Raw genomic sequence first — 26,576 nt, forward strand, 5'->3', positions numbered from 1 at the left:
TCAAGCAGCTTAATGTATTTTTAAGCAGCTTGATTGTACATACACTCTAATCCAATAATTTTATTCTCACTCCTGAAATATATACATTATTAGGAGTTAACATGAATAATCTATTACTTACCCCTGCTCAGGTTGCTGAGTTTTTAGGTGTCACAAGTGGCACTCTTTCTGTGTGGCGTTGTACTGGCCGCTATCCTCTCTGTTTTATCAAAGTTGGTCGTCGTGTGATGTACCGCCAAAGCGATGTTGAAAACTTCGTTAACGGGAGGGTATATGAACACACTGTATAGCTTTTTAGCGGGAATGATTATTTGCTCGCTATTAAATATAAATAGCACTCTTAAAAGATCTGTTAATGAGCTTAAAGAGCTTCGTGAACCTAACGAGTACATTATCCTGTTACGGCAAAATGAAGCTTGTGAATCGAGCTTGTACCCGTTAACGGAACATGTACCTGTTAACAAGCCCATGGATGACAATTCTGACAGTATAGAAGTGAGCCCGTTACATAATGTAACGGCTTCAGATAGTGAAGGAGGCAAGTAATGGCCGCCTTTACTAATGAACAAGTCACATTCATTGAGTGGTTATCTCAAGATAACCACATCGAGGTCTGTATTGAGATATGTCCCGACCTAGGCAAGATGATCGGTTATGACTCATATACGGGTCATTTTCAAAAACGAACATTGTGTAAATTGAAGCTACAAGGCTTCTTAGTCGAGAGTCCCCATTACATTGCGGGCGTAAAGTGGCAACGTTGCTCACTCAATCATCGTGGGCATGAATGGCTAAAGCAACATGGAGGGCAATCTAATGACTAGAGTTGAAATGGATAATGCTCGCTTTGTGGCTAAAAGACTTCATGGCATTCCTCAAATCTATAAGACTGTACTAAAGCAACGTTATGATCGCTTTTCACACCATAGTGAAGCTAATTTAGATTTGTTACAAACAACGAAAGCTATTTCAAAAATACTGGGTCACAGCAGTATTCGAATGACTAGCGTTAATATTAAATCTCCCAATTTTAAGCAAAAGTCTAAACACCACGCTCGCCAATGCGCCAATATGGTTATTAGGCATTACTCTAATGGTTTAAAACATACCTATTTTGCAATTTCGCGCTATATAAATTGCAATCAAATTAAGCCGCGCCCATTAACGGATACTATTTTAAATCACCTCGAAAATGACTGTTTGAGTGATGAAGAATATTCAAAAGTCATTGGGGTGATTAAGCGTGCTTGTGATCCGCTATGGTGGAAGCCAAAACTTAGACGGCTCCATAACAGGCAAGTTGAAACTATTTCGCGGGTCCTAAACCAAATTAATCGTCATCGTAGTATTTATGCCAGTGACATTACCGTTGAGAGCATTAAGAGCCAATGGCTCAGCAGTCGTGAACAGCTTGAGAATACCTTAGCCACTAATGAGCTTGATTACAGTGTAAGCCTTGCTGAATTATCAGACCTTAATGTGTCTAATCCTAAAATCCGTAAAGCTGAACTGATGGTGCGCATTCGTGGCTTTGAAGATTACGCCACAAAGCATGGCTACTCAGCTGTATTTTTGACAATGACCACACCGTCTAAGTATCACCGTTGCTTTGCTAAATCTGGTGCAGAAAACCCTAAGTGGCAAGGCGCAACACCTTTGGATGGGCAAGATTATCTCAATCGAACATTCCAAAGAATTAGAGCATCACTTAATCGTGACAAAATTACTCCATTTGGTTTTAGGGTAGCAGAGCCTCACCATGACGGCACACCCCATTGGCATTTATTGTTATTTGTTGAAAATGAGCAGCAACAACAATTAGTCGAAACCTTTCAAGAATATTGCCTACAAGAAGAGGGGGACGAACAAGGTGCAAAAGAACACCGTTTTAAGGTTGAATACATCGATCCTAATAAAGGTTCTGCAACGGGATATATTGCCAAGTATGTAGCCAAAGGAATTGATGGTGAAGGGATTGAACATGACCTTTATGGAACTGAGTCTGTCACCGCAGCTACACGTATTCGTGTTTGGGCTTCCTGTTGGGGGATTCGTCAATTTCAGCAAATTGGTGGAGTAGGAGTAACACCTTGGCGTGAATTAAGACGGTTAAGTAAAATAACTGATGAAAGCCTAGAGTGGGTGGAAGAAATTAGGCAAGCCGCTGATGACTCCGATTGGGGTCGTTACACTGAACTCATGGGCGGCGTTTTTTGTAAGCGTGATGATCAGTTAATTAGACCTTTATACGAACATAAAAAACAAAAGTCTTTAAATCATACTTCTGATGACAATTGCCGCAATGCCTATGAAGACTCTAGGGATGCAGTGGCTCAACCTAAGTTGAGTTCAATCGGTGTGCCCATACCAAGTTCGGAAAATGCTAAGTGTCATCAGGGATTGAACACTAATGGTATTTCTGGAAATTCAGCAAAATTCCAAGATGCCAATGCGGAAATTAATGCGGGAATAGCTTCTGATAGAAGCGAGGTATTACCTAAGCAATCCCGTAATTCAGTTCATGGTAATGTTGAATCTAGTATCTATAAACTTAATCGATATGGTGACGAACTTATCGTGCAGTTAAAAGGCATTGTGGCTTTAGGCTTTGAAATCGTCACTAGAGTACATGAGTGGACGTTAAGCTATTCACAAGCTAATGGTAAAATTGAGCCTAATCGCTCTAACTTGGAGTTCTGTCAATAAGTGTACTAATTTTATTAACTTATTGATTGTACATTGCTTTGAAGCAGATTATATTGATAAATAGATATAATATAGACGAACTAAAAAAATAAGGGATTATTATGTTTGATCAGTCTTTTTCTGCACAAAACCTTTACTATATCTATAAGAGTGAGAATAATAATGGGAATAACGTTTTTTCAAAATTATTCCCTGAAGTTATTGATTGTTATGAAAAAATAAAGAGGTTGAAAAGTGCTATTTCGAAGCATTATAGTAGGAGAAGGAACTATTCTAAAGACTGGTTCGATTTAAGAGTTAGGAATTTATATTTGCTATTGAAGCTGTTAAAGAGAAACAGGGATGAAATAATAAGTAAAAAATTAGAAATTGTTTCAAAAGAAATATCCTCTAAAGATTTTTATTTTGAAATTAAAAAATCTTTAAAATTAATTAATAATAAAGCTGTTTACTCAATAGGTAATAGTGCGAGCTCCTTATTTGCCGAAAAGCAAATTCAAAGAAATATACGATATACATATGGTGTTAAACAAAATGATAGGGATTTGATTATTCCTCAATTATATTCTTGTTTAAATAATAAATATCCTTTTCATATAATTAGGACTGATATTAAATCATTTTACGAGTCTATATCTCCAGTGCTTTTATTAAAAAAATTAAACGAAAGTGCAGCTTTAAGTTTGTCTAGTCGAAAAATAATTGCCAAGTTATTGCGTTCATACAAAGTCTTTAGTGATAAAGGTATTCCAAGGGGTATCGGTATAAGTGCATATTTAGCTGAGCTTTATTTGAAAGATTTTGATTTTAAAATTAGATCTTTAGAGAACTTAGTTTTTTATGCTAGGTATGTAGATGATATCATTTTAATCGTCACTCAAAAAAATAGAGATTCTAACGATAATTATCTGGATTTGATAAAGTCTTATCTTGAAGAGGAAGAGCTCGAGTTAAGCACTGAGCTTGAAAAAACTTCAGTGCACTCAACTTTTGAGTCAGATGTTTTTGAATTCGATTATTTAGGATATAGTTTTAAAAAACAATCAAATTCTATTGAAATTGGTATTTCTAAAAAGAAGAAAGATAAGTATATATCAAAAATAAAATTCTCTATTGATAAGTATAATAATAGTTATATTAAAACCCCGAAATTAGCAAGGGCTGAACTGATGTTAAGGCTACGCTTTCTAACAATAAAGGTAATGCAGTTATCGGTATATATAACAATAATAAATGGGTGACAGATAAAAAATTTCTTAAATTACTTGATGACCAACTTCAGAGCGAACTTTCAAGTTTAGAAAACGCTCCGCTTCTTAAGAAAATTAGGGGGATGTATTCCTTTGAATATGGTTTCACAAAGAGAAGTTTTGTTAGTTTTAACTTAAAAGAGTTTTCAGTTATTGGTCGAGGGTGGGGGTTATGAGAACTAGGTTAAAAGTTAAAAATACTAATGAAAGGGTTATTCTTTCAGACACTTTACCATATGAGACGCCAATAACGTTTTCTAATCGTTTTTATTATGACTTTTTAATTGACACTGAATTAAGAGTTGAGGAAGGGGTTGCGACCTGGAAAATACTACCAGTAGCTATTGAAGCAATAATATTATTACTACTTGGTATTAATAGTAATGAAAAAATTAAAATAAAAATCAAAGGCGGAAAAAGAGTATTTAATTACTCAAATAATAAGTTTATAACTATACCTTTCTCATATGGAATTAGCCATAAAGAAAAAAGTCTTAGAAAGCTTTCTGTAATTCACCCAAGAAATCAACTTGATGTTATAAGTTTCTACAGTCGCTTTAAAGAATTGATCATATATAACTCAGGAATATCTAGCTTCAGCCTTCGAGCCCCTTCTCGAATTGCAACGACAAGGTTTTATGATGAAGAAAAGAAAAGTTCAACAGTTATTTTGTCGAATGGTAATGAACAGGTTTATGATAATAAATATAAGAACTTGAAGTCGTTTTTTGGATATAAAAAGATTAATAATATACATCAGTTTTTTGAATCTATTGATTACCATAAATGTGAAAAGAGATATGATCATATGTCTCAACTTGATATTTCAAAATGTTTTGATTCTATATATACACATTCAATTGCTTGGGCTGTATTAGGAAAGGGGGCTGTTAAACACTCAATAGCTTACTCTGGTGGGCAGGATGTTTTGTTGAAAACTTTTCCAGATAATTTCGATCGACTTCTAAGAACTCAAAATTATAATGAAACTAATGGGATTTTAATTGGTCCTGAAGTTTCTAGGATTTTTGCTGAAATCATTCTGCAACGTATTGACTACAATCTTGAAAAAGACCTTGATTTACAAAATTTTAAATTTGGCGTTGATTACGATGTGTATCGGTATGTGGATGATTACTTTGTGTTTTTTAATGATGAAAAAGCATATAAAGCTTTGTTTTCTTCTTTAGAGGGGTTGTTGAGTGAATATAAGCTAGGTATAAATTCAGAGAAAGAGATGGTTTACAACAAACCAATTATCACGGAAATAACAATTGCAAAAAGAAAAATATCAGATTTTTTGACGAATAGAATTAATCTTGAGTTAGTTAAAAGTGAAAGCGGGGACGGAGAACTAACTCCAAGATTTAATGTTAAATCAAAATCTCTAATTACAGATTTCAAAATGATATTGGCAGAAAGTTGTGCCGATTATAAGAGTGTAATAAATTATACACTTACTATTGTTGAGGCAAGACTTAAAAAAGCATTTTCTGATTATATCTTGGGGGTATCAAATCAAAATGATTATAAATCCTTTTTACTTTCTATTCACTCTTGTTTGGAATTTTGTTTTTTTATTTATACAGTTGCACCAAGAGTTAACACGACGATAAAGCTAAGTCGTATTTTAAAATTAATTATAGATTTTTCAAGAACTAAATATATAAAGTTCGATGATATGCATCAAGTTTTTAAGATAATATATGATAATGTTAATTTTGTAATGCGTAAGTATGAAAGTAGGATGTACACTCAAGTTGAAACTTTATATTTGTTAACGGTAATCTCAGAGTTAGGGAAAGATTATTGGTTAAGTGAGAAGTCATTAATTAGTTACTTTGGTGGTATTGATAATCGAGGACTCTTAGAGTTTGATTTGAAATTAAACTATTTTTCAATTGTTGCAATAATATTTTATGTGAAAAATAAAAAAAGGTATAACTCGATCAAGAAAGCTGTAAAAAAAACCATAGTGCTGAAGATTAAAGATAGCTCATCAACCCTAACTAAGGATAGCGAGTGCTTTTTACTTTTGATGGATTGTATCGCCTGTCCTCATTTAATGAGTAGCTTTAAACATTATCTTTTAAAAATTTATGGTATAACCTCTCCGGCTGAGCGAAAAGCAATAATCGAAGACAATAGACTGCATTTCACTAAGTGGGAAAATTTTGATTTTGGTAAAGAACTTGACGCTAAACAAAGTGATAGCGTATATTAAGCATGCTCTACATCACCTCTACCGTTAATCGCTGTAGGCAGCGCTACACACTCGTAGAGTGCAACTGGAGCCCTATGAATGGGAAAGGTTGTTTAGCAGCTTAGGGGTGAGCTGCTTCCAATATAGAATACAAGATTCCTCTAATGAATTGATATAAAGCTTTTGCTATTTTTTGCATGAAAAAGCACTCCCCCCAAGACTTAGTCTAATATTCCTCAAATTATTGTGAGTATAATTATTATTTCAAACTAATTTTCTTAACAATACTCGTAGCTCCTGTAATTAATATTTAGTAAACTTGAACGATTCATTTGTGAATAATTAGGTTAAGCATGGATCAGCTTCTCTCTCGCTCTGCTGAGTTCGAAAACTTTGTTAATGGACTGCTAGCACATCCTGAAGCACAAAAATCAAAACGAACCGAAGGCGCTCGTATTCTCTGCTCAGTTGTTATGGAGCATGCACTGAGTATTAAAATTCTAATGCACGCTAATGCTTTTACATCAGCTTTAGGCCTACTAAGGCTCCAATATGAGGCTTTAGTCAGAGCGCATTGGTTAGTTTTCGCGGCATCAGACATTATGGTGGATAAATTACTTTCAGAGCTTACAAACGAGTCTGCTCAAGCGGCTAATTCAATACCTATGGTCGGTGAAATGATGAAGGCAATGGAAGGAAAAGCACCACAAAATGCACTTCAACCGCTACTTGAATTCAAAGAAAACTCATACAGGTCTCTCAGTTCTTATATCCATGGAGGCATACATGTCATCAGCCGTAAGAAGCAGGGCTACCCAGTCATACTGTTGGAAAATGTTCTTAAAAATTCTAACCAACTCAGCGGAGTCGCAGGGTACTTTTGGTCTCATCAGACTCAGAACCCGCTGATTATTGCTAATGCTATGGCTTCTTTTAAAAAATATCAGGATTGTTTTAATTACCTGACACAAGATAATTAGGAGTATTAAATGGAATTAGATGCAGTTTCGAAGTTGATTACTGGTGAACTCTAAACGCAATGTCATTAACAAAATATCGAAAATAAATTAAAAAACAAGACGTTAGTCACTAAAAGGATACACCTTTTCATTTAAGTTATTGCAAACAAACCTAGGAGTAACTTAAATGAAAATAAGTGCAATAGTACTTTCAATACTATTAACAGTAACGCTTTGCATCACTTCTGTCAGTGCAGCCACACCGCAACCAGGAGAGCAATTGTCCGATGGAACACTTACACATGCAGGTTTCATTAAATTATGTTCACTTCCAGAGCAATCTAATCAAGATGCTTGCATTTTTATATTTTTTCATGCTTATCAGGCTCTCTCTATTGGGTACTTAACAGTAAACAGGTTAGTTCTAAAAAATGATGAGCCTATATATTTTTGTATGGATAAAGCTGCTAAGTTGACAGGTAAACAACTTCTTGAAGATTATATTGAAAAAACTAAGGCGTTGGCGAAAACCCCTCAAGGTAAACAACAAGCATTATCAACTATTCTCGCACAGTATCTCGCGATCGTTTTCCCAACATCATCTTGTTAAACAACATGTTAATACTGCAAATTAACATTTTATAAAAAATTTTAATTCAATATAATCTATCTAGCAGCTCTCTTCTTTCCTCCGTGGAGAGCTGTTCTATTTCCTTAGCCAATCTATCCACTTTCGATTCATGCTGAAAAGTCCCCAGTAAATGAGCAGTAGTGATACCTAGCTCTTGCCTAACATGTTCAATATCTAAATGAGCATAAGTGCTGGCTGTAATGCTGATATCGCTATGTCCTAATAGTTTACTCGTTGTTTGAATGTTACCGCCTCGCATGACGCTCCAACTTGCTATGGTTCGCCTTAAATCGTGAATGGTGACGTTATCACCTTTTTCAGTACCGCGAAGCTCTGCACGTTCTGTAATGCGATGCCAGAAGCTGCCTTTACCTGCTTTTTCGATAATATGGCCTGATTGACTGCGCTCACTCGGGAATACAAAGCGTTCACCTTTAGCTGCTTCTTGGCTGCGTCTGGTTAGAATATCCATCGCTTCTTTAGTGAGTGGCACAGCATGAGGCTTTTTAACTTTCATTTTGCTGGTAGGGATAAGCCAAATACCACGTTGGTGATCTATCTCGCGCCATTCCATACTGAACACGCAGCTTTTACGCTGGCCTGTTAATAGCAGCATCATCACCACATCGCGGTAAATAGGTAGCTCTAACTCTAAAGCTTCAAGTAGTCGCTTAACTTCATGCTCGGCTAAAATACGTTCTCGCTTTGTGCCTGCTAGTTTTTTGATATGCACAAACGGATTAGCAGGTTGGTCATTGAACATCGACTTGAGCAAGGTCAGGCATTTGTTTCTGATGGCGGCAGAGTTTTTAGTGATAATCAGTTTGATAAAATTTTCAGCATCCGTTTTAGAAATGCTTTCAACTCTTAAATGACCAATGCGCGGTTTGATATGTTTATTCCAAATGGAATGAACATCATCTAATGACTTTTGCCGACGTTCACCAGATTTAATCTTGATGTTGAACTCAGCAACGTATGCGTCAAATAATTGTTGAACAGATAAGGATAGGGCATCTTCAAGGGCTATCGCTTCTTTGGCTTGTCGTTTAGATTCGTTGGGGTTAATACCTTGGGCAATGTCTACCGCGATTAATTTGGCCTGCTTACGTGCCTGCTCAATGGTCAAATTGGGGAAGAGGCCAATAGTGACGGCAACGTCTTTGCCTAAGTGCTTGCGTCTAAAGCGAAAATACTTTTTTCCTGATGGCATAACTTCTAAAATTAGGCCTTTTACTGACTCTCTTTGGTCTAAATCGGCAATTCTATAGCGTTTTGGGGCACTTTTTAGCTGTTCAAAACAGCGTTTATTGAAAGTAAATTCTTTATCCATAATCACTTAGCCTCAAAAGTTGTGCCGCCTATGTGCCGCCTCTGGAATCTATTTTGACTAATTTACAGTAATTTTGGTTAATGTCAAAAATGCAATTATCTATTTAAGGTATTGATAAATAACATTTAGTTAATTTTGGTTAACTTTGGTTAAAGTCAACCAAACTCACCTGTGGGGAGACCATATAAACTACTCCTATGCTCATTCTCTGTCTTTTCTCATCATCTGATTTATTTCATTGTCCCTTACCAGAATTAAGATATTTACTCGTATCAATATTTTTAACTACAGCATTAATCTTTTTAACAAATCATCTCATCATTTGTGTTTATCACTATCGCAGTCTGATCGGCTTTAGCGCTATAATTGTGCTTCATTTTTTATTGCTAGGAGCAGTTGTTTGTCACATTCATATATTCCGTTTGATCTTTATAAGCGTAAGTGGATTTTTAACCATAAAGATTTGCCTGTATCAGATGATGATAAGGCCTTGATTAAACCACTGACCGATAAAAGTGCCATGGAAGTGTGGGATAAGTGGATAAGCAATAAGAGCAGTCGTGCGGAATTATTTGAGAAAGGTGATTGGCCAATAAAGCAAGATGCTTGGACGGCAACAGAACATTGGCAATCGGCGTGGGACTCTCTGGACAACGCGATGCCTGAAGCTGTTAGTACACATATTCAATGGCCTGATGATGTGGTGGTGTATTTTTGTTATGAAAAGTACCAAATCATTGAAACGCGTTGGGATGTCTTTGTGCGTAATTGGAAGTGCTTCTTGTTTTTCGATGATGGTCCAATTTTAATTTCACCTAAGCACAAGCAAGCGTTGATGTTTAATCAGAATGGCCAATTTAAGTTAGGTGTTCGTGGTTAACCCCTTATTCAACCTCGAAGTGCAATACTCGGCAAATAAGCTATTAACGGTTAATCGCTGAGTTTTAGTATGTGATTTGGTTGCGGTATATATTGCCAGGCATAAAACCACTTTTTATTCTTTCTGTGGTTATTTTTGTGGCGTTTTTTTAGAGAGTTTATATGAAGTTATTAGCTTTAATGGGTATGAGTTTAGTGTTGATGCTGCCGTCATTCGCGCACGCTAAAGTGATTGGCGATATTGATGTGGTAGAGCAAATGACGGTTGCTGAGCAACCATTAATACTGAATGGCGCAGGAGTGCGCAGCAAGTTTTTTATTGACTTATATGTGGGCAGTTTGTATTTACCGACAAAAGTGCAAACCTTAGATGATGTATTGGCGCAGCCGATTGCGGTTATACAGTTAACCATTACCTCTGGAATGATTACCTCAGATAAAATGCGTGATGCAATTACTGACGGTTTTGATGCTGCTACGGACGGTGACACTCATTCTATTGCCAAAGATATTGAACATTTTACCCAGCTGTTTGCTGACGAGATTGTTGAAGGTGATCGATTCACTTTTGTGACTCAAAAAGGCAAGGGCGTGAGCAGCATTAAAAATGGTATGGCTCAGGGTGATATTGCTGGTGAAGCATTTCGTCAGGCATTACTTAAGATTTGGTTAGGTGAACATCCTGCGCAACAAAGTTTACTTGAGGCCATGCTCGCTCAGTAAATCTCCTGCTAGGAAGGAACGATAACAAGCGAACACTGCGCTCACGGTGGCACTTGGCTCGTTATCGCATGTCATCGCTCGTATGGCTTGCTACCAAGATTTTAACGCTAGGCTGAAAAGTCATTCCCTAGCGTTGAAATGGTCGACGTTTTGCCTTTGTCATTGTAGGTCAAGCTTGAAGCGTTGCGGCTAGCTTGTAATGCTTGTGCGAATCTATTGAGGCTGGCGATATTGAGCTCAATTAAACTGGCATTTTGGCTATTGATGTCTTTGCACTCAGCGAGTATCGATTTTGCTTGAGCAACTTTTTGTGCCAGTTCAACATCTGTGGTGATCAGCGTGTGGTGTGGATGACTAGCCAGTTTTTCGTCAGTGGTTTTCATATTGAATAAACACTGGGTTTTATCTTTGGAAAGTGCCAGCAATTGATCGGCGTCTTGCTTTTCTAACGCAGCTTTCTCTGCTGAAATCAGCTGTTTTAGCTGAACTAATGTCTGATTTTGCGTATCAAGCAAAGTATGCAGTTCTGTAAGTAATTGCTTGTTTTGCGGATCGTTGGATTGTCCTGAGGATTGTACGTTTACTTGTGTCATAAGTTACTCTTGTTTTTTTTACTAACACTTCTCTATGATGCAAATGCGCACCTATTATTCTAGTGTTGTTAAAGCAAATTAAAGAGTAACATTTAACGGTTACTCTTTGTCAAATGATAGACTGCCTAGCTCTGCTTCAAAACTAGCAATATTAGCCGCAAGTTTTTCTGGGTCGACTTTATATCGTCCTTCAGAGATTGCGAGTTTAATTTCAGCGACCTTTTTTTGGTCTACTTCAGGCAATGATGCCATTTTAGTTTGCGCGCCCTGTAGCTGTTGAGCTTGAGAGGTAATGCTAACCGAATCAGTTTTAACTGGAGTCGCTGTTTTTTGCGCCACAGCTGCAGTATCAGATTTGGTATTAGACTGCGTTTCACGTGCAGTGCGCAGTTGTGTATTAGTAGCAGTGTTATGCTTAATGTCAATTGCCATGGGAGGCTCCAGCGTAATTATCAGGTTTTCCAAACAGGCTATCGGCAGTCCAGGAAAAAACTTTAACTCTATTTTACATTCTTACTTCAACTTCGCCAATGCCAATTACTACAGCATCAAATTGTTTGCTCGTATTACTATTTTTTACTCTGATAACCTCATTGAGATTACCGTCCCGTAAAGCTTCACCAAGGGTTTTAATTTCAATATTAGCGGTTTTAGCATAAATAGAAATCGTGTCTCCTTTGCAAACAAAACACAAGTTATTACTTAAGACTGGAGAGTCTTTCGCAACCCGACGTTTTACTCTTGAACCAATTAATGAGTTGATATCTGAAAAAAATTGGCCTTTTAGACTATATTGATCAATATACATAATGTGTAAATGTTGTTGGTCAATAATTTGGTCTGGTGACAGTATCTGGTTTGCCGCGACAACGGGGTATTGAATTTCAACTCGAACTGAGAGATACATTTGCCATGGGTAGTCATAGTCTGGACTATCACAGCTCAGTTTTACCATATTATTGCGACTAATCGCTCGTTCACTGGCAAGCTCAGCCGTTATCGGTGGATAGCACCGCGGAGGATTGACACGACCTTCAAGGTTTTGTGGGGTGATTTCGACCTTAGCTTTTGAGTCTGCTTCGATTTTTTTTTCTATCGTCTCTTTAGCTAAGTCATAAATGGTCGATAGTGAGGGTGTTATTATCTCTTCGCTGGCAAATGCTGGCAAAAAAAATGTTATTGAACATAATAAACATAAAAAAAATACTTTCATAATGAAGATACTAGCTTGTTTTGCCAGAATACACCTATACTTTTAAAAACGGAAAATATGCGGGCTATCTCTGCATACACAATAAGCTAAAAAATATGTACCGATGACATAATAATTTCATTATGTCCCCGTCAAAAAAGTGTCAGCTCACCGTGTGTGAGTTAATTAATACAAATTAAAGCAAGTTGTATGCCCACTTTTTTAATTTAATGAATAGATAAGTATTCGCTGGGTTGTTGATGGTTTACACTCAAGGTTGGTAGGTCTTTAGCGATAAATGAGCTAGATGTAATGAGCTAACGTATTGTGTTGAACCTGGGTTTACTATAATTTTAATGAATAATTTTTATCCTTTTGGGTGACAGTTAACTACAAGGTCGTGTTATGTCGAGCATTTTAGATTCAGTCAATAAACGTACTCAGCTTGTCGGGCAAAACAGACTCGAGTTACTATTATTTAGGCTTAACGGCCGCCAACGGTTTGGGATTAACGTGTTCAAAGTGAAAGAGGTTTTACAATGCCCACCACTGACAACCTTACCTAAATTAAATCGTTATGTTAAAGGTGTTGCTCATATTCGTGGCGCAACGATTTCTGTTATCGATTTAAGTGCTGCAACGGGTGGTCGTCCGCTGACATCAACAGAAAATTGCTTTATTATCATTTCCGAATACAACCGAAGCATTCAAGGCTTTTTAGTGAGTTCTGTTGAACGTATTATCAACATGAATTGGGAGGCAATTATGCCGCCTCCACAAGGTTCTGGTCGTTCTTCATATTTAACCGCAGTGACAGAGATAGAAGGCGAGTTGGTTGAGATTTTGGATGTTGAAAAAATTCTTGATGAAATTTCACCGGTTAAGACTTCGATCAGTCAAGAACTCAACGAAACTTTAACGATTGATAGAGAACAGCATTATCATATTATGGTTATTGATGATTCTGCAGTGGCACGTAAACAGATTATTCGTTCGTTAGAGTCTTTAAATCTGCAAATCGATACTGCCAAAGATGGTAGAGAAGCGTTAGAGATGTTGAAAAATATTGCCAAAGAAATGGATGATGTATCAGTGGAAATTCCGTTGATTATTTCTGATATTGAAATGCCTGAAATGGATGGCTACACTCTAACAGCAGAAATTCGTGATAATCCAAAGTTAAAGAATATAAAAGTCGTACTGCACACATCGTTAAGTGGTGTGTTTAACCAAGCGATGGTACAAAAAGTTGGGGCTAACGATTTTATTGCTAAGTTTAACCCCGATGAATTAGCCGCAGCGGTTAACAAACATTTGAGTTTATAATTGTTTAGAATTGAATAATATTGAACGTTCGGTCGGCTCATCGGCAAACATATTAGGAAGATAATGTGACAGATAAATCACTTGCTGAAGCAGAGTACAATCAATTTAGGCTGTTTTTAGAGCAGCATAGCGGTATTGTGTTAGGTGAGAACAAACAGTATTTAGTTCGTAGCCGCTTAGCGCCACTGATGGGAAAGCATAATTTGCCTTCTCTATCTGAGGTGGTTAAAAAGTCGATGAAACCGATAGAGCGTCAATTACGCGCTGAAGTGATAGATGCGATGACTACTAACGAAACCTTATGGTTTCGAGACCGTTATCCATTTGAGTTGCTGAGTAATTCTTTGTTGCCTGAATACAGCAAGTTGGGCCGACCATTAAAAATATGGTCTGCTGCTTGCTCATCTGGGCAAGAACCTTACTCTTTAGCTATGACAGTGTTGGAATATCAACAGCGTAAACCCGGTGCTTTGCCTGGGGGCGTGACAATTCAGGCAACAGATTTATCACCTTCTATGTTAGAGCGTTGTAAGAATGCTGAATATGATGGTTTAGCTCTGGCTCGTGGTTTGTCTGAAGAGCGTAAACGTCAGTTTTTTGATGCTTTACCGTCTGGCAATATGAAAGTGAAAGATAACGTAAAACGTTTAGTGAACTTCAGAGCACATAATCTACTTGAAAGTTATAGCTTATTAGGCAAGTTCGATATCATTTTTTGCCGTAATGTATTGATTTATTTTGCGCCAGAGGCAAAGGCTACCATTTTGCGGCAATTTGCTGCCGCACTTAATCCTAAAGGTATCTTATTCTTAGGTGCGTCAGAATCTCTTGCGGGGTTAACCGAAGAGTTTAATATGGTTCGCTGTAATCCCGGTATCTATTACCAGAAAAAAACCTAGCTAAAACAGTTGATTAGGTTCACCCCATGCCGACGATCGTCGGCATGTTAGTTTTTTTATTTTATTCTCCCATTATAAAAATTGTTGGCATAACCTTTGCTTTATATCTATCAGTTAGCTGATGGAGGCAATTTTATGGCGATTAATTTCGATAATGCATTAGGTGTTCACCAATATTCTTTGGGCGTACGAGCTCAAAGAGCTGAAGTGATTTCAAGTAACATCGCCAATGCCAATACTCCTCATTATAAAGCTCGAGATGTTAATTTTGCTTCTGCTATGCAAGCAGCAAGCTTACATCAGAAGGGTTTGAGCATGAGTCAAACCACAGAAAAACATTTCGATTTAACAGCGTTAAGTCAACAACATGTCCAATATCGTGTTCCAAATCAGGCCGATACAGGTGACGGTAATACTGTTGATACGCAGAAAGAACAATCAGCATTTATGCAAAATGCGCTCGAATATCAAATGTCATTAGGCTTCCTTGAAGGTAAGTTTAATGGCATGCGTAAAGCTTTGCGAGGTGATTAATCATGAGTTTATTTAATATTTTCAATGTGTCTGGATCAGGTATGTCTGCGCAGTCAGTGCGTTTGAATACCACTGCCAGTAATATTGCCAATGCGGATTCTGTATCAAGCAGTGTTGATAAAACTTATCGAGCACGTCATCCCATTTTTGAGGCTGAAATGCTTAAAGCTAATAGCCAGCAAAATAGTTCGCCGGGTGTTAACGTCAAAGGCATTGTTGAAAGTGATAAACCATTAATAAAAGAATACTCGCCAGATCATCCGATGGCTGATGGTGATGGTTTTATTTATAAACCGAATGTCAATGTGATGGAAGAAATGGCCGATATGATTTCTGCATCACGCTCTTATCAAATGAACGTTCAGGTGGCTGATGCAACTAAGTCTATGTTGCAACAGACGTTAAGGATGGGTAAATAGTATGATTATTCAAGGAGGTAACAATGAGCCTCGTTAATTCTTACAGTCAGTCTTTACCGCAACAATCCAGTAGCACATCAAATACAAGTGCTACCACGAAAAGTTCTGTACAGACAAATACAACCAGCACTACTACTGGGAACCCTTTCCTTGACGGAATTCGATTACCTGAAGAAAGTGCGATCCCTGAATCAAAAGATCAGATGTTAAAGCAAGAAGATTTTTTTGCTTTACTCAGTCAACAGTTGTCTATGCAAGATCCTTTTAAACCGGTTGATAATGATCAAATGATTGCCCAAATGGCATCGTTTTCGACGGTTGACGGTATTTCAAATCTGAATGATGAGATCCTTAACCTCAATACGGTAATGAGTTCTAGCCAAGCGTTACAAGCATCAGGCTTGGTGGGTCGAAAAGTGCTTATCCCTTCTGATACCGGGGCAATTTCTACTGAAAGCCCTGAGATTAAAGGTGTGATCAGTACGCCATCTGCAATTGAAACGATTACGGTGAAAATTGAAGATGAGTCGGGTCAGCTGATCAAGAGCTTTAATGTTGATGGCAGTAAAGGCGGCAATGTTGATGTGACATGGGATGGCTTAGGTAAGGATGGCCAACCCGTTAAAGCGGGTAATTACTCGATAAAAGCCAGTGGTAAAGTTGATGGTACGTCGGAAGATTTAGCGGTATCAACTTATGCACATGTGACAAGTGTGTCACTGGGCACTGCAGCGACTGGGGCCATTTTGAATTTGCGTGGAGTAGGCGGAATTAAGTTATCTGACGTACTCGCAGTATCTGAAACATAGTAAGGCCTGTATTGAATTATTGGCTTTATTGATAAATGAATTAATTGTGAGAGGTGAACTATGTCATTTAACATTGCACTGAGTGGTATTGCTGCCGCGCAAAAAGACTTAAATACAACGGCGAATAATATCGCTAACGTGAATACTATTGGTTTCAAAGAATCACGAGCTGAGTTTGCTGATGTGTACGCAAATTCTATTTTTTCGAACAGTAAAACCGCTGTCGGTGGTGGAGCAACCACCACTCAAGTGGCACAGCAATTTCATCAAGGTAGTTTGCAATTTACCAGTAATTCACTGGATATGGCGATCAGTGGCGGTGGTTTCTTTGTTACGTCGTCTGAGTTAGGGTCGCAAGATCAGTCATATACACGTGCAGGGGCATTTAAAGTTGACTCGGCCAACTATATGGTCGATTCAGCGGGTAACTTTTTACAAGGTTTCCCTGTTGATGAAGATGGTAACTCGACTTCTGTGAGTTTAACCACAACCCAACCGATTAAGATCCCTGACACTGCAGGTAGCCCTGTGCAAACCGGAAATGTTGGTTTGCAAATGAACCTTAATGTGGGTGAAACCGCATTAGACCCAGCTAATTTTAATCCTGCTGATTCTGATACGTTTAATAATTCTACCTCGGTGACGATTTATGATTCATTAGGTGAATCGCACATTATGACCACTTACTTTATTAAACCGACCAATGGTTCATTTACAGGTGAAAGTAATTGGGTTGCCTTTTATGCAGTTGATGGCGATCCTGTTGATGTTGCGGCTGGCGCTGGTACTTATTCAACAGATACCAATGGTGATGGCACTGCTGACGCAACGGGTACAGCATCTGCTGCTAATCCCGATGGATTAGGTGGAGTCTGGTCAGGAGCTGTGCTTAAATTTAACTCTGTTGGTGCTTATACTGGCAGTGATCCTGCTAACATTACCACTGAAGCATTAGGTTCTGGCGGTGCAGGTGCTTTAGGCCCTGGAGCCGACGGCACTCAAACACTTACGATAAAATTTAATAATCCAACTCAGTATGCTTCTCCATTTGAAGTCACTGAATTGACTCAAGATGGTATTACCGTAGGGCGATTAACCAATGTTGGTATTGGGTCTGACGGTCTGATTACCGCCAGTTATAGTAATGGTTCAACTGTGCCGTTAGCGCGAGTGGCATTAGTACGTTTTGCTAATGAGCAAGGTCTTACTCAGGTGGGTAATACGTCTTGGAAAGCCAGTTTAGGTTCCGGCGCGGCATTAGCTGGTGAGGCAAATAGTGGTACATTTGGTAGTATTCGCTCTTCTGCACTTGAACAGTCAAACGTTGATTTAACCACTGAGCTGGTCGATTTAATCTCAGCTCAGCGTAACTTCCAAGCTAACTCACGTACGCTTGAAGTTAACAATACCTTGAACCAAACGATATTACAGATCCGCTAAATGATCCTTAGGCTATATAGGTGTTGCCGTTTACGGCAACACCTTGCCTTTTCCACCTCGTTACTTGTCCCCGTTGTTACTCCCCCTCTTGTCGATAGATTCTTTTTTGACACTCATGCGCTACCCATTAATTTTATTGATTAACTGATTCATACAGTTACATCCCAACTCCCTCACTTAAAACTCATTGGCATGATGCTTGCTTGTTCTGTGTATATAGTGTCTTTGCAGAAAGTTTGACGGAGCAAAAAATGGACAAATTTCTTTATATTGCCATGAGCGGCGCAAAGCAAGGGATGAATGCCCTAGCAGTGAGTGCGAACAATCTTGCTAACGCGAATACTGATGGATTTAAAGCTGACATGGTCCAAGCCCGTTCAATGCAGGCATTTGGTGAAGGTTTGCCTACACGGGTTTTTTCGATGATGGAAAGCCCAGGCAGTAACTTTAATGGCGGCCCCATTAAAACTACTGGTCGCGATCTTGATATTGCGGTTAAAGGAGATGGCTGGCTTGCTGTGCAGGCGGCTGATGGTTCCGAGGCATATACCCGCGCTGGTAGTCTAAAAATTGACAGTACCGGCTTGTTATTAAATAGCCGTGATCGTCCCGTTATGGGCGCTTCAGGTCCCATTGTGTTACCCATTCCAGTTGAAAAAATAGAGATTTCGGCCAACGGTATTATTTCTGTACGCCCTCAAGGGGCAACCGCAGAGGTAATAGAAGAGGTCGGAAGGATTAAGTTAGTTAATCCTGGTAACGAAAACCTTATGCGCGGTGAAGATGGTTTATTTCGTCTTATTGCCGGTGGCAATGCGCCAAACGACCCAGGCGTTCAAGTTGAAAGTGGTGCGGTCGAAGGCAGTAATGTTAATTCTGTGCATGAAATGGTCGCCATGATTGATATTCAACGTCAATACGAAATGCAAGTCAAAATGATGAAGAACGCTGAAGAGATTGATCGAGCGTCCACTTCCTTGATGAGAATTAGTTAGGAGTAATTATTATGCATCCAGCGTTATGGATAAGTAAAACCGGTGTCGACGCCCAACAAACCAATATTGCGGTTATTTCAAATAACGTGGCTAACGCCAGTACCGTTGGATTTAAGAAAAGTCGTGCAGTATTTGAAGACCTTCTTTATCAAACGGTTAACCAAGCTGGTGGCATTAGCTCAGACAATAGCAAGTTACCTAATGGTTTAAACATTGGTGCAGGTACTAAAGTGGTTGCCACGCAAAAAATGTTTACCCAAGGCAACATGCTGACTACAGATAACTCATTAGATTTAATGATTGAAGGTTCGGGCTTTTTTGAGGTGCAAATGCCAGATGGTACAGCAGCCTACACCCGTAACGGCCAGTTCAGCTTAGATGATACCGGCCAAATCGTCACACCAGGTTCTGGTTATGTGGTTCAACCGCCTATCACTATTCCAGAAAACTCCACCAGTATTACGGTGTCGGCCTCGGGTGAAGTGTCAGTGCAAACCCCAGGTACAGCTGCCAGTCAGATTATTGGCCAGTTAACCATGACCGATTTTATTAACCCTGCTGGTTTAGATCCATTAGGGCAAAACTTATACACCGAGACAGGTGCGAGTGGCACGCCTATTCAAGGTACTGCATCACAAGACGGTTTAGGTTCTATCCGCCAAGGCGCATTGGAAACCTCTAACGTTAATGTGACAGAAGAATTGGTTAACCTTATTCAAGGTCAACGTATTTACGAGATGAACTCCAAAGTTATCTCGGCGGTTGATCAGATGCTGTCTTATATTAATCAGAATCTCTAAGGAGCTAACATGATTAAATACATTGCGTTAGCGTCAGTATTGTTATTGGCTGGGTGCAGTTCTACGCCCAAGAAACCGATTGCTGATGATCCATTTTATGCGCCGGTATACCCAGATACTGTACCAACGCAAGTGGTGCCAACGGGATCTATTTATCTTGATAGCCAGGCATCAAGCTTGTATTCCGATATTCGTGCGCATCGGGTCGGTGACATCATCACTGTGACCTTAAAAGAATCAACCCAGGCGAAAAAAAGTGCCTATAACCAAATCAAAAAAGGCACAGACTTAACCGTCGAGCCTATTTATGCTGGTGGGAAAAATGTGTCTATAAGTGGTATCCCGCTCGATCTTGGTTATAACGACAGCATGAATACCAAGCGAGAATCAGATGCCGATCAATCAAACAGTTTAGATGGCAGTATTTCAGCCAACATCATTCAAGTACTTAGCAACGGCAATTTAGTTATCCGTGGTGAAAAATGGATTTCGATCAATAACGGTGATGAGTTTATTCGCGTCACTGGCATGATCCGCAGTGAAGACATTAACCCAGATAATACAATTGATTCTACACGAGTGGCTAACGCTCGTTTTCAGTATAGCGGTACCGGTACGTTTGCTGACTCCCAAAAAGTCGGTTGGCTGAGTTCATTCTTTATGAGTGACTGGTGGCCTTTCTAAGGAGTAATGCATGAAAACTAAATTGATCGTGTCGCTTGTAGCGTCGATATTAATGCTCAGCGCTTCTGCAAATGCGGAGCGGATTAAAGATATCGCCAGTATTCAGGGAGTACGAAGTAACCAACTAGTGGGTTATGGCTTAGTTGTTGGTTTGCCTGGTACCGGGGAGAAAACCCGGTATACCGAACAAACATTTAGAACCATGCTAAAAAACTTTGGCATTAATTTACCTGAATCAGTTCGTCCAAATTCAAAGAACGTAGCCGTTGTTGCTGTACACGCTGAAATGCCAGCCTTTATCAAGCCGGGTCAAAATCTTGACATTACCGTGTCTAGTTTAGGCGAGGCAAAAAGTTTACGTGGTGGCACCTTATTGCAAACCTTCTTAAAAGGGGTTGACGGCAATGTGTATGCCATTGCTCAGGGCAGTTTAATTGTGAGTGGCTTTAGTGCCGAAGGGCTTGATGGCTCTATGGTGATTCAAAATACGCCAACGGTTGGCCGTATTCCAAGTGGCGCCATTGTTGAACGCAGTGTGATCAGTCCGTTTGCTAGTGGTGATTACCTGACATTTAATTTACGTCGCTCAGATTTTTCTACCGCCAAACGTACTGCCGATGCGATTAACGATTTACTTGGCCCCGACATGGCAAAAGCTATTGATGCTACTTCTATTCAAGTCAGTGCACCGCGCGACGCATCACAGCGGGTATCGTTTTTATCAACATTAGAAAACATTGAGGTCATTCCGGCTGAAGAGTCAGCCAAAGTCATTGTTAACTCTCGTACCGGCACCATTGTGGTTGGTCAAAATGTCAAGTTACTGCCTGCGGCTGTGACCCACGGTGGATTAACCGTGACTATTGCCGAAGCTACGCAAGTATCACAACCCAACCCCTTAGCGGGTGGTAATACGGTTGTTACCACCAACAGTACGATTGATGTGTCAGAAAAAGATCGTCGTATGTTCATGTTTAATCCAGGCACCACTCTTGATGAGCTTGTCAGAGCCGTGAATCTAGTGGGCGCAGCACCATCAGATGTTCTTGCCATACTCGAAGCGTTAAAAATGGCAGGCGCTTTGCATGGTGAACTTATCATCATCTAAATATTGTCGGAATGACTATGGAAAAGTTGTCAGCTTCATCGAACTTTCTGGATCTAGGAGGACTAGATTCACTTCGTGTCCAAGCCCAGAAAGACGAGAAGGGGGCACTTAAAGAAGCGGCTAAGCAATTTGAAGGGATCTTTATTCAAATGCTCATGAAAAGCATGCGAGATGCTAATGCCGCGTTTAAGTCAGACAATCCAATGAACAGTGAAACAACAGCATTTTTTGAACAAATGCGTGATCAACAAATGTCTGTCGATTTATCCAATAAAGGCATGCTAGGGCTGGCTGAAATGATGGTGCAGCAATTAGACCCAGAAAATAGCCCTATTACTCCGGCATCAGTATTACGCGGTAATAGCGACTACAAAGTAAACCCGAGCATGTTTGTTGCGCCAGCCACAGAGTTAGATAAAGACACCTTAGATGCTATAGCACCAAAAGATCAAATAGCGGCATCGCATTCTGTTATTGATCATGCGCAGTCTATGCAACCTATGACAGCCAAGCTTTCTCGGGTGTTATCTGGTGAGCAATTAGACAGTGTGTTACGCGGCGAGCAATTAACCAGCCAAGCGTTACAAACGGGCAAAAGTTTGCCGCCGGTTGATACCCCTATGGCAAAAAGCAAAGGTATTGCGGTAAGTCAATTTACCAGTCCAGAACATTTTATTTCGGTGTTGTATCCCCACGCTGAAAAAGCGGCTAAATCCCTGGGTACCTCAGCTGAAGTGTTAATCGCTCAATCAGCACTCGAAACCGGTTGGGGCCAAAAAGTGGTACGTCGTAATGACGGCACTATGAGTAATAACTTATTTAATATCAAAGCTGATAAACGTTGGCAGGGTGACAAAACCTCTGTTAATACATTGGAATTTGAAAAGGGCATAGCGGTGCAACAAAAAGCGGATTTCAGAATGTATGACAACCTTGAACAGAGCTTTAACGATTTTGTGTCGTTTATTAGCCAAGGTGATCGTTATCAAGATGCGCGTAAAGTTGCCGCAGAGCCGACTCAGTTTATTAAAGCACTGCAAAAAGCAGGCTATGCCACCGACCCTCAATATGCCAATAAAATTATCAATGTGATGAAGTCGGTAAAAGAAGGCCTTAAATCTGTATTACCTGTGGAGACTAAATAATGTCGATTGACTTACTCAATATCGCTCGCACAGGCGTTCAAGCATCTCAAGCGCAATTAGGCGTCACCAGTAATAACATTGCCAATGCAAATACTGCTGGTTACAACAGGCAAGTTGCTACCCAGTCATCATTAGAATCACAACGCTTAGGCAATAATTTTTATGGCACCGGCACTTATGTGTCCGATGTTAAGCGTGTTTATAACGAATTTGCCGCGCGTGAGTTACGCATAGGTCAAACCAGCATGAGTGCGGCTGAAACCTCTTACAGTAAGTTGAGTGAGTTAGACCAGATTTATTCTCAAATTGGCAAAATGATGCCAGAAAATTTGAACAATTTTTTTGCTAGCATCAATAATGTAGCCGACTTACCGACCGATTTAGGTATTCGCGGCAGTAGTCTCAGCTCTGCAGAGCAGTTAGCCGCTGGTCTAAATCAAATGCAGTCGCAACTTGATGGTCAGGTAAAGCAAACCAATAGCCAAATTGAATCCGTTACCACTCGTATAAATGAGATAAGTAAAGAATTAGGCAGCATCAATTTAGAATTGATGAAATCTCAAGGCGATGACAGCCAAGTGCTGGACAAGCAAGACGCACTCATTTTAGAGCTCAGCCAGTATGCTCAGGTGAATGTTATTCCATTAGATACTGGCGCAAAATCAATTATGCTGGGCGGTTCAGTGATGTTGGTGTCAGGTGAAGTGTCGATGTCAATTGGCATGAGCCCAGGCGATCCATATCCAAATGAACCGCGCATTAATGCTTCTATTGGCGATAAAACTCTTAACATTGATCCGTCTAAATTGGGCGGTCAACTTGGCGCATTATTTTCATTTAGAGATGACACTTTATTACCGGCCAGCACTGAACTTGGCCAATTAGCCTTAGGCATTGCAGACACCTTTAACGAAATGCAATCCAAAGGTTTTGACTTAAACGGTAACGTCGGTAGCGATATCTTTCGTGACATTAACGATCCATTAATGGCATCAGGCCGTGCAGCAAGTAATTCTACCAATACTGGTACAGCAGCAATGTCGGTCAATATTGATGATGTGGGTGCATTATCTGGTGGCAGCTACGAGTTGAGCTATACCATCGCAGATGGTTACCAATTAAAAGATACTAAAACTGGAGAGCAAACCACATTAACAGTATCGGGTAGTCAACTTACCGGTGGTGCAGGTTTTAGCATTAATATTGCCAGTGGTGCCGTAGCGGACGGTGATAAATTTGAAATCCGCCCAACCGCTGGTGCCGCTGCAGGCTTAAAAGTGGTGATGACCGATCCTAAAGGCATTGCTGCTGCGGGGCCTAGTTTAAGTGCCGACGTTGCCAATTCTGGTAATACTTCTATCAGTTTAAATAGCATGAACTCCAGCGCTGCGGGTTTCCAGGGTGTTGGATCGTCGATTACTTTTCAAATCAATACTGCAGCCAATACTTACGAAGCATTTGACAGTGCTGGCGTGTCGTTGGGAGTAGGTGCTTATACCGGCAATAACATTAACGCTTTTGGCATGGACTTTAATATTACCACTTCAGGTACTGCGACTGGCGAACGTTTCACGTTTGATTTGTCATTTGCAGAAGGCGACAACAGTAATGCAGTTGAAATGGCTAAATTGTCTGATGCTAAATTGATGAATAACGGCACTGGTACCTTAAACAGCGTATTTGAAAATACTAAATTGGATATTGGTAGCCAAACTAAGTCTGCTGAAGTGCGAGTGGGCTCGGCAACGGCAATATATCAACAAGCCAGTAACCGTGTGCAAAGTGAATCTGGTGTCAACCTTGATGAAGAAGCAGCAAATTTATTGCGTTTTCAACAGTCTTACCAAGCCTCCGCCAGAATAATGACAACTGCACAAACCATTTTCGACACTCTATTAAGCTCGGTTCGCTAGGAGATATATCATGAGAATTTCTACCGGACAGATGTTTCAGCAAAACACTAATAGCATATTAGAAAAGCAATCTGCCACCAACACCATAATGGCACAAATTTCTAGCGGCAAAAAAGTCAATACCGCTGGTGACGACCCAGTTGCGGCTATTGGTATTGATAACTTGAAGCAAAAAAATGCTTTGGTGGATCAATTTGTAAAAAATATCGATTACGCCACTAACCATATCCAACAAGCCGAAAGTCAGTTAGGCCAAGCAGATACCTTGGCTGGCAGCATGAAAGAGTCAATGCTTCGCGGCATTAACGGCAGCATGACTTCCGCCGAGCGGCAAGTGATTGCCGATGACATGCGTCAAAGTCTTGAACAATTAATGTCCATTGCCAACACCAAAGACGAATCAGGCAATTATATTTTTGCTGGCAATAAAACCAACAGCGCACCATTTGCGTTTGATAATAATGGTGATGTGGTTTACAGCGGTGATGCCGGCATTCGTAAAAGTAATATTGCCCAAGGAGTCCAAGTTAATACCAATACTCCTGGCGATGCCGCCTTTATGAACGCGCCCAATGCCATGGGCGACTATGGCGTCAATTATTCGTCAACTCAACAAGGTGATTTTGTCGTAACAAGCGCCAAGGTTACTGATACCGCCAGTTATGTAGATAGTAATTACACATATAGCTTTGCATTTACCGATGATGGCACCGGTGGCCTGAACGTAGAGGTGACAGATAATGCCACACCGACGGCAAATGTTGTCTATCCAGCAGCTCCTTTTGACGCTTCGATGCCGGTTAAGTTCAACGGCATGGAAATTAACATCGATGGCGAACCTGCAATTGGCGATACTTTCAGCATAGAAGAAGTGGCACAAGTCAGTATATTCAATACTTTCAGCAAGGCTATCGCATTATTTGAAAGTGGTGATGATGCACAAACACCTGCTGGACAGTCAGAGTTGGCACAGCTCTTGAATAACATTGATAGTGGCGTCAATCAAATGAGTCAGCAACGTAGCTTAACCGGCAACAGCCTAAAAGTGCTGCAGCAGTATAGCGACAACCATACTGATGAAAAGTTGATTAACACCTCGGCATTATCAAAGTTAGAAGATTTAGATTTGGCTTCGGCCATTACCGAATTCGAAAAGCAGCAACTAGCACTCAATGCAGCATCGAGTTTGTTCAGTAAAGTAAGTTCGACCAGTTTGTTTGACTATATATAACGTCCATTTTGCTTAGCGCGAATAGACACAATTTACTATCAACAATGTTTACCTGTTATTAATCCGCGGCATCTGTTTATAGAACAGTTTTGATTCAATAACTTGATTAACACGTTTAGCCAAGCTCCTAGTCTTGGCAATGCTACTAAGAGAGGAACGTAACATGGCTATTTCAGTTAATACTAACGTCACATCAATGAAAGCGCAGAATAGTTTGAATGGCGCTAATGGTAAACTTTCTATGTCAATGGAACGTTTATCATCTGGTCTTCGCATTAATAGTGCTAAAGATGATGCTGCAGGTTTGCAAATTTCTAACCGTCTAACCAGCCAAATTAATGGCATTGGTGTTGCTATGCGTAATGCCAATGACGGTATTTCGATTGCGCAAACAGCTGAAGGTGCAATGCAAGAGTCGACCAACATATTGCAACGCATGCGTGACTTATCATTGCAATCGGCTAACGGTTCAAACTCGACCGATGACCGAACTGCAATGCAAAAAGAAATGTCAGCCTTACAGACTGAGTTGACGCGAATTTCAGATACTACCTCATTTGGTGGGCAAAAATTGATTGATGGCAGTTATGGTACTCAAAAGTTTCAAGTAGGCGCTAATGCCAATGAAACGATTTCGGTATCTATATCTTCAGTGGCGGCTAATAAAATCGGTAACCACACCGTGTCTGGAGTTGGTACTGATTTTGGTGTTGAGGCCAATACCGCATTAACTTCAACGGTAGCTGCTGACACTACGTTTGGTGTTAATGGTAAAGTTGTTGGTGTAACCTTAGCCGAATCAGC

At 39.8% G+C, this 26,576-nt stretch carries 27 protein-coding genes and 1 pseudogene; 24 read left to right on the forward strand and 4 right to left on the reverse strand.

The features are described 5' to 3' along the window. Nucleotides 1-101: 101 nt before the first annotated feature. The 8 genes from H5164_RS19090 (at nucleotide 102) to H5164_RS19125 (ending at nucleotide 7,728) form a co-directional block, all read left to right on the forward strand. The gene (locus H5164_RS19090) at nucleotides 102-290 is read left to right on the forward strand and encodes a helix-turn-helix domain-containing protein (protein ID WP_182721987.1); all 189 of its coding nucleotides are present in this window, start codon (nucleotides 102-104) and stop codon (nucleotides 288-290) included. After that, nucleotides 274-546: a hypothetical protein gene (locus tag H5164_RS19095; protein ID WP_182757335.1), complete on the forward strand. Its 273-nt coding sequence runs from the start codon at nucleotides 274-276 to the stop codon at nucleotides 544-546. Before H5164_RS19090 ends, H5164_RS19095 begins: the two co-directional genes overlap by 17 nt. Continuing rightward, nucleotides 546-824 carry a hypothetical protein gene (locus tag H5164_RS19100; protein WP_182757336.1) on the forward strand — a complete coding sequence of 93 codons (279 nt, stop codon included), beginning with the start codon at nucleotides 546-548 and terminating at the stop codon, nucleotides 822-824. The genes H5164_RS19095 and H5164_RS19100 overlap by 1 nt, the downstream gene beginning before the upstream one ends. Continuing rightward, complete coding sequence (locus tag H5164_RS19105; protein WP_182757337.1) at nucleotides 817-2,706, forward strand: replication endonuclease; 1,890 nt, start codon at nucleotides 817-819, stop codon at nucleotides 2,704-2,706. Before H5164_RS19100 ends, H5164_RS19105 begins: the two co-directional genes overlap by 8 nt. Before the next feature lie 101 nt (nucleotides 2,707-2,807). Next, nucleotides 2,808-3,947, forward strand: coding sequence for an antiviral reverse transcriptase Drt3a (gene drt3a / locus H5164_RS19110; RefSeq protein WP_182757338.1), 1,140 nt, complete (start codon nucleotides 2,808-2,810; stop codon nucleotides 3,945-3,947). Between the two features lie 181 nt (nucleotides 3,948-4,128). Beyond that, complete coding sequence (gene drt3b / locus H5164_RS19115) at nucleotides 4,129-6,180, forward strand: antiviral reverse transcriptase Drt3b (protein WP_182757339.1); 2,052 nt, start codon at nucleotides 4,129-4,131, stop codon at nucleotides 6,178-6,180. 332 nt (nucleotides 6,181-6,512) lie between these two features. Then, entirely contained in the window at nucleotides 6,513-7,139 is a 627-nt protein-coding gene (locus tag H5164_RS19120) for a DUF6988 family protein (protein WP_182757340.1), read from the forward strand. Nucleotides 7,140-7,305: 166 nt separating this feature from the next. Continuing rightward, a complete protein-coding gene (locus H5164_RS19125) occupies nucleotides 7,306-7,728 on the forward strand; it encodes a hypothetical protein (protein WP_182697993.1) in 423 nt (140 codons plus the stop codon). 46 nt (nucleotides 7,729-7,774) lie between these two features. Here the strand turns inward: H5164_RS19125 and H5164_RS19130 are convergent, their stop codons facing one another. Next, the gene (locus tag H5164_RS19130; RefSeq protein ID WP_182757341.1) at nucleotides 7,775-9,082 is read right to left on the reverse strand and encodes a site-specific integrase; all 1,308 of its coding nucleotides are present in this window, start codon (nucleotides 9,080-9,082) and stop codon (nucleotides 7,775-7,777) included. Between the two features lie 400 nt (nucleotides 9,083-9,482). Between H5164_RS19130 and H5164_RS19135 the strand changes: the two genes are divergently transcribed. Both H5164_RS19135 and H5164_RS19140 read left to right on the forward strand, forming a co-directional pair. Then, entirely contained in the window at nucleotides 9,483-9,962 is a 480-nt protein-coding gene (locus H5164_RS19135; RefSeq protein WP_182697995.1) for a DUF2947 domain-containing protein, read from the forward strand. A 161-nt stretch (nucleotides 9,963-10,123) separates the two neighbouring features. After that, nucleotides 10,124-10,684 carry a chalcone isomerase family protein gene (locus tag H5164_RS19140; protein WP_182721957.1) on the forward strand — a complete coding sequence of 187 codons (561 nt, stop codon included), beginning with the start codon at nucleotides 10,124-10,126 and terminating at the stop codon, nucleotides 10,682-10,684. A 107-nt stretch (nucleotides 10,685-10,791) separates the two neighbouring features. Here the strand turns inward: H5164_RS19140 and H5164_RS19145 are convergent, their stop codons facing one another. From H5164_RS19145 to flgA, 3 genes are all read right to left on the reverse strand, one after another. After that, nucleotides 10,792-11,277, reverse strand: coding sequence for a flagella synthesis protein FlgN (locus H5164_RS19145; RefSeq protein ID WP_182757342.1), 486 nt, complete (start codon nucleotides 11,275-11,277; stop codon nucleotides 10,792-10,794). A 99-nt stretch (nucleotides 11,278-11,376) separates the two neighbouring features. Beyond that, a complete protein-coding gene (flgM, locus tag H5164_RS19150) occupies nucleotides 11,377-11,709 on the reverse strand; it encodes a flagellar biosynthesis anti-sigma factor FlgM (RefSeq protein WP_182697998.1) in 333 nt (110 codons plus the stop codon). Nucleotides 11,710-11,782: 73 nt separating this feature from the next. After that, nucleotides 11,783-12,490 (reverse strand): flagellar basal body P-ring formation chaperone FlgA, encoded by a 708-nt coding sequence (flgA, locus tag H5164_RS19155; RefSeq protein WP_182757343.1) that lies wholly within the window; start codon nucleotides 12,488-12,490, stop codon nucleotides 11,783-11,785. A 384-nt stretch (nucleotides 12,491-12,874) separates the two neighbouring features. Between flgA and H5164_RS19160 the strand changes: the two genes are divergently transcribed. The 14 genes and pseudogenes from H5164_RS19160 to H5164_RS19225 form a co-directional block, all read left to right on the forward strand. After that, a complete protein-coding gene (locus tag H5164_RS19160) occupies nucleotides 12,875-13,795 on the forward strand; it encodes a chemotaxis protein CheV (RefSeq protein WP_124016904.1) in 921 nt (306 codons plus the stop codon). 65 nt (nucleotides 13,796-13,860) lie between these two features. Beyond that, nucleotides 13,861-14,694 (forward strand): protein-glutamate O-methyltransferase CheR, encoded by an 834-nt coding sequence (locus H5164_RS19165; protein ID WP_124016905.1) that lies wholly within the window; start codon nucleotides 13,861-13,863, stop codon nucleotides 14,692-14,694. Nucleotides 14,695-14,829: 135 nt separating this feature from the next. Beyond that, a complete protein-coding gene (flgB, locus tag H5164_RS19170; RefSeq protein ID WP_182757344.1) occupies nucleotides 14,830-15,228 on the forward strand; it encodes a flagellar basal body rod protein FlgB in 399 nt (132 codons plus the stop codon). A 2-nt stretch (nucleotides 15,229-15,230) separates the two neighbouring features. Beyond that, nucleotides 15,231-15,647 (forward strand): flagellar basal body rod protein FlgC, encoded by a 417-nt coding sequence (gene flgC, locus H5164_RS19175; RefSeq protein ID WP_124016907.1) that lies wholly within the window; start codon nucleotides 15,231-15,233, stop codon nucleotides 15,645-15,647. Nucleotides 15,648-15,670: 23 nt separating this feature from the next. Next, the gene (gene flgD, locus H5164_RS19180) at nucleotides 15,671-16,456 is read left to right on the forward strand and encodes a flagellar hook assembly protein FlgD (RefSeq protein WP_182742694.1); all 786 of its coding nucleotides are present in this window, start codon (nucleotides 15,671-15,673) and stop codon (nucleotides 16,454-16,456) included. A gap of 60 nt (nucleotides 16,457-16,516) precedes the next feature. After that, nucleotides 16,517-17,896, forward strand: a complete 1,380-nt coding sequence (flgE, locus tag H5164_RS19185; protein ID WP_182698001.1) for a flagellar hook protein FlgE — start codon at nucleotides 16,517-16,519, stop codon at nucleotides 17,894-17,896. A 251-nt stretch (nucleotides 17,897-18,147) separates the two neighbouring features. Further along, a complete protein-coding gene (flgF, locus tag H5164_RS19190) occupies nucleotides 18,148-18,891 on the forward strand; it encodes a flagellar basal-body rod protein FlgF (protein ID WP_124016910.1) in 744 nt (247 codons plus the stop codon). An 11-nt stretch (nucleotides 18,892-18,902) separates the two neighbouring features. Then, nucleotides 18,903-19,691 (forward strand): flagellar basal-body rod protein FlgG, encoded by a 789-nt coding sequence (gene flgG, locus H5164_RS19195; RefSeq protein WP_124016911.1) that lies wholly within the window; start codon nucleotides 18,903-18,905, stop codon nucleotides 19,689-19,691. Nucleotides 19,692-19,700: 9 nt separating this feature from the next. Then, a complete protein-coding gene (gene flgH, locus H5164_RS19200) occupies nucleotides 19,701-20,375 on the forward strand; it encodes a flagellar basal body L-ring protein FlgH (RefSeq protein ID WP_182698003.1) in 675 nt (224 codons plus the stop codon). Between the two features lie 10 nt (nucleotides 20,376-20,385). Beyond that, on the forward strand, nucleotides 20,386-21,483 hold the full coding sequence (locus H5164_RS19205) for a flagellar basal body P-ring protein FlgI (protein ID WP_124016913.1): 1,098 nt from the start codon (nucleotides 20,386-20,388) through the stop codon (nucleotides 21,481-21,483). A 17-nt stretch (nucleotides 21,484-21,500) separates the two neighbouring features. After that, nucleotides 21,501-22,628 (forward strand): flagellar assembly peptidoglycan hydrolase FlgJ, encoded by a 1,128-nt coding sequence (flgJ, locus tag H5164_RS19210; RefSeq protein ID WP_182757345.1) that lies wholly within the window; start codon nucleotides 21,501-21,503, stop codon nucleotides 22,626-22,628. Next, nucleotides 22,628-24,541: a flagellar hook-associated protein FlgK gene (flgK, locus tag H5164_RS19215; protein WP_182757346.1), complete on the forward strand. Its 1,914-nt coding sequence runs from the start codon at nucleotides 22,628-22,630 to the stop codon at nucleotides 24,539-24,541. Before flgJ ends, flgK begins: the two co-directional genes overlap by 1 nt. A gap of 10 nt (nucleotides 24,542-24,551) precedes the next feature. Continuing rightward, complete coding sequence (gene flgL / locus H5164_RS19220) at nucleotides 24,552-25,772, forward strand: flagellar hook-associated protein FlgL (protein ID WP_182757347.1); 1,221 nt, start codon at nucleotides 24,552-24,554, stop codon at nucleotides 25,770-25,772. Between the two features lie 163 nt (nucleotides 25,773-25,935). Next, nucleotides 25,936-26,576: pseudogene (locus tag H5164_RS19225) on the forward strand (flagellin); the annotation flags it as partial.

The sequence above is a fragment of the Shewanella sp. SG41-3 genome, from assembly GCF_014164545.1.
Lineage (GTDB): Bacteria > Pseudomonadota > Gammaproteobacteria > Enterobacterales > Shewanellaceae > Shewanella > Shewanella vesiculosa.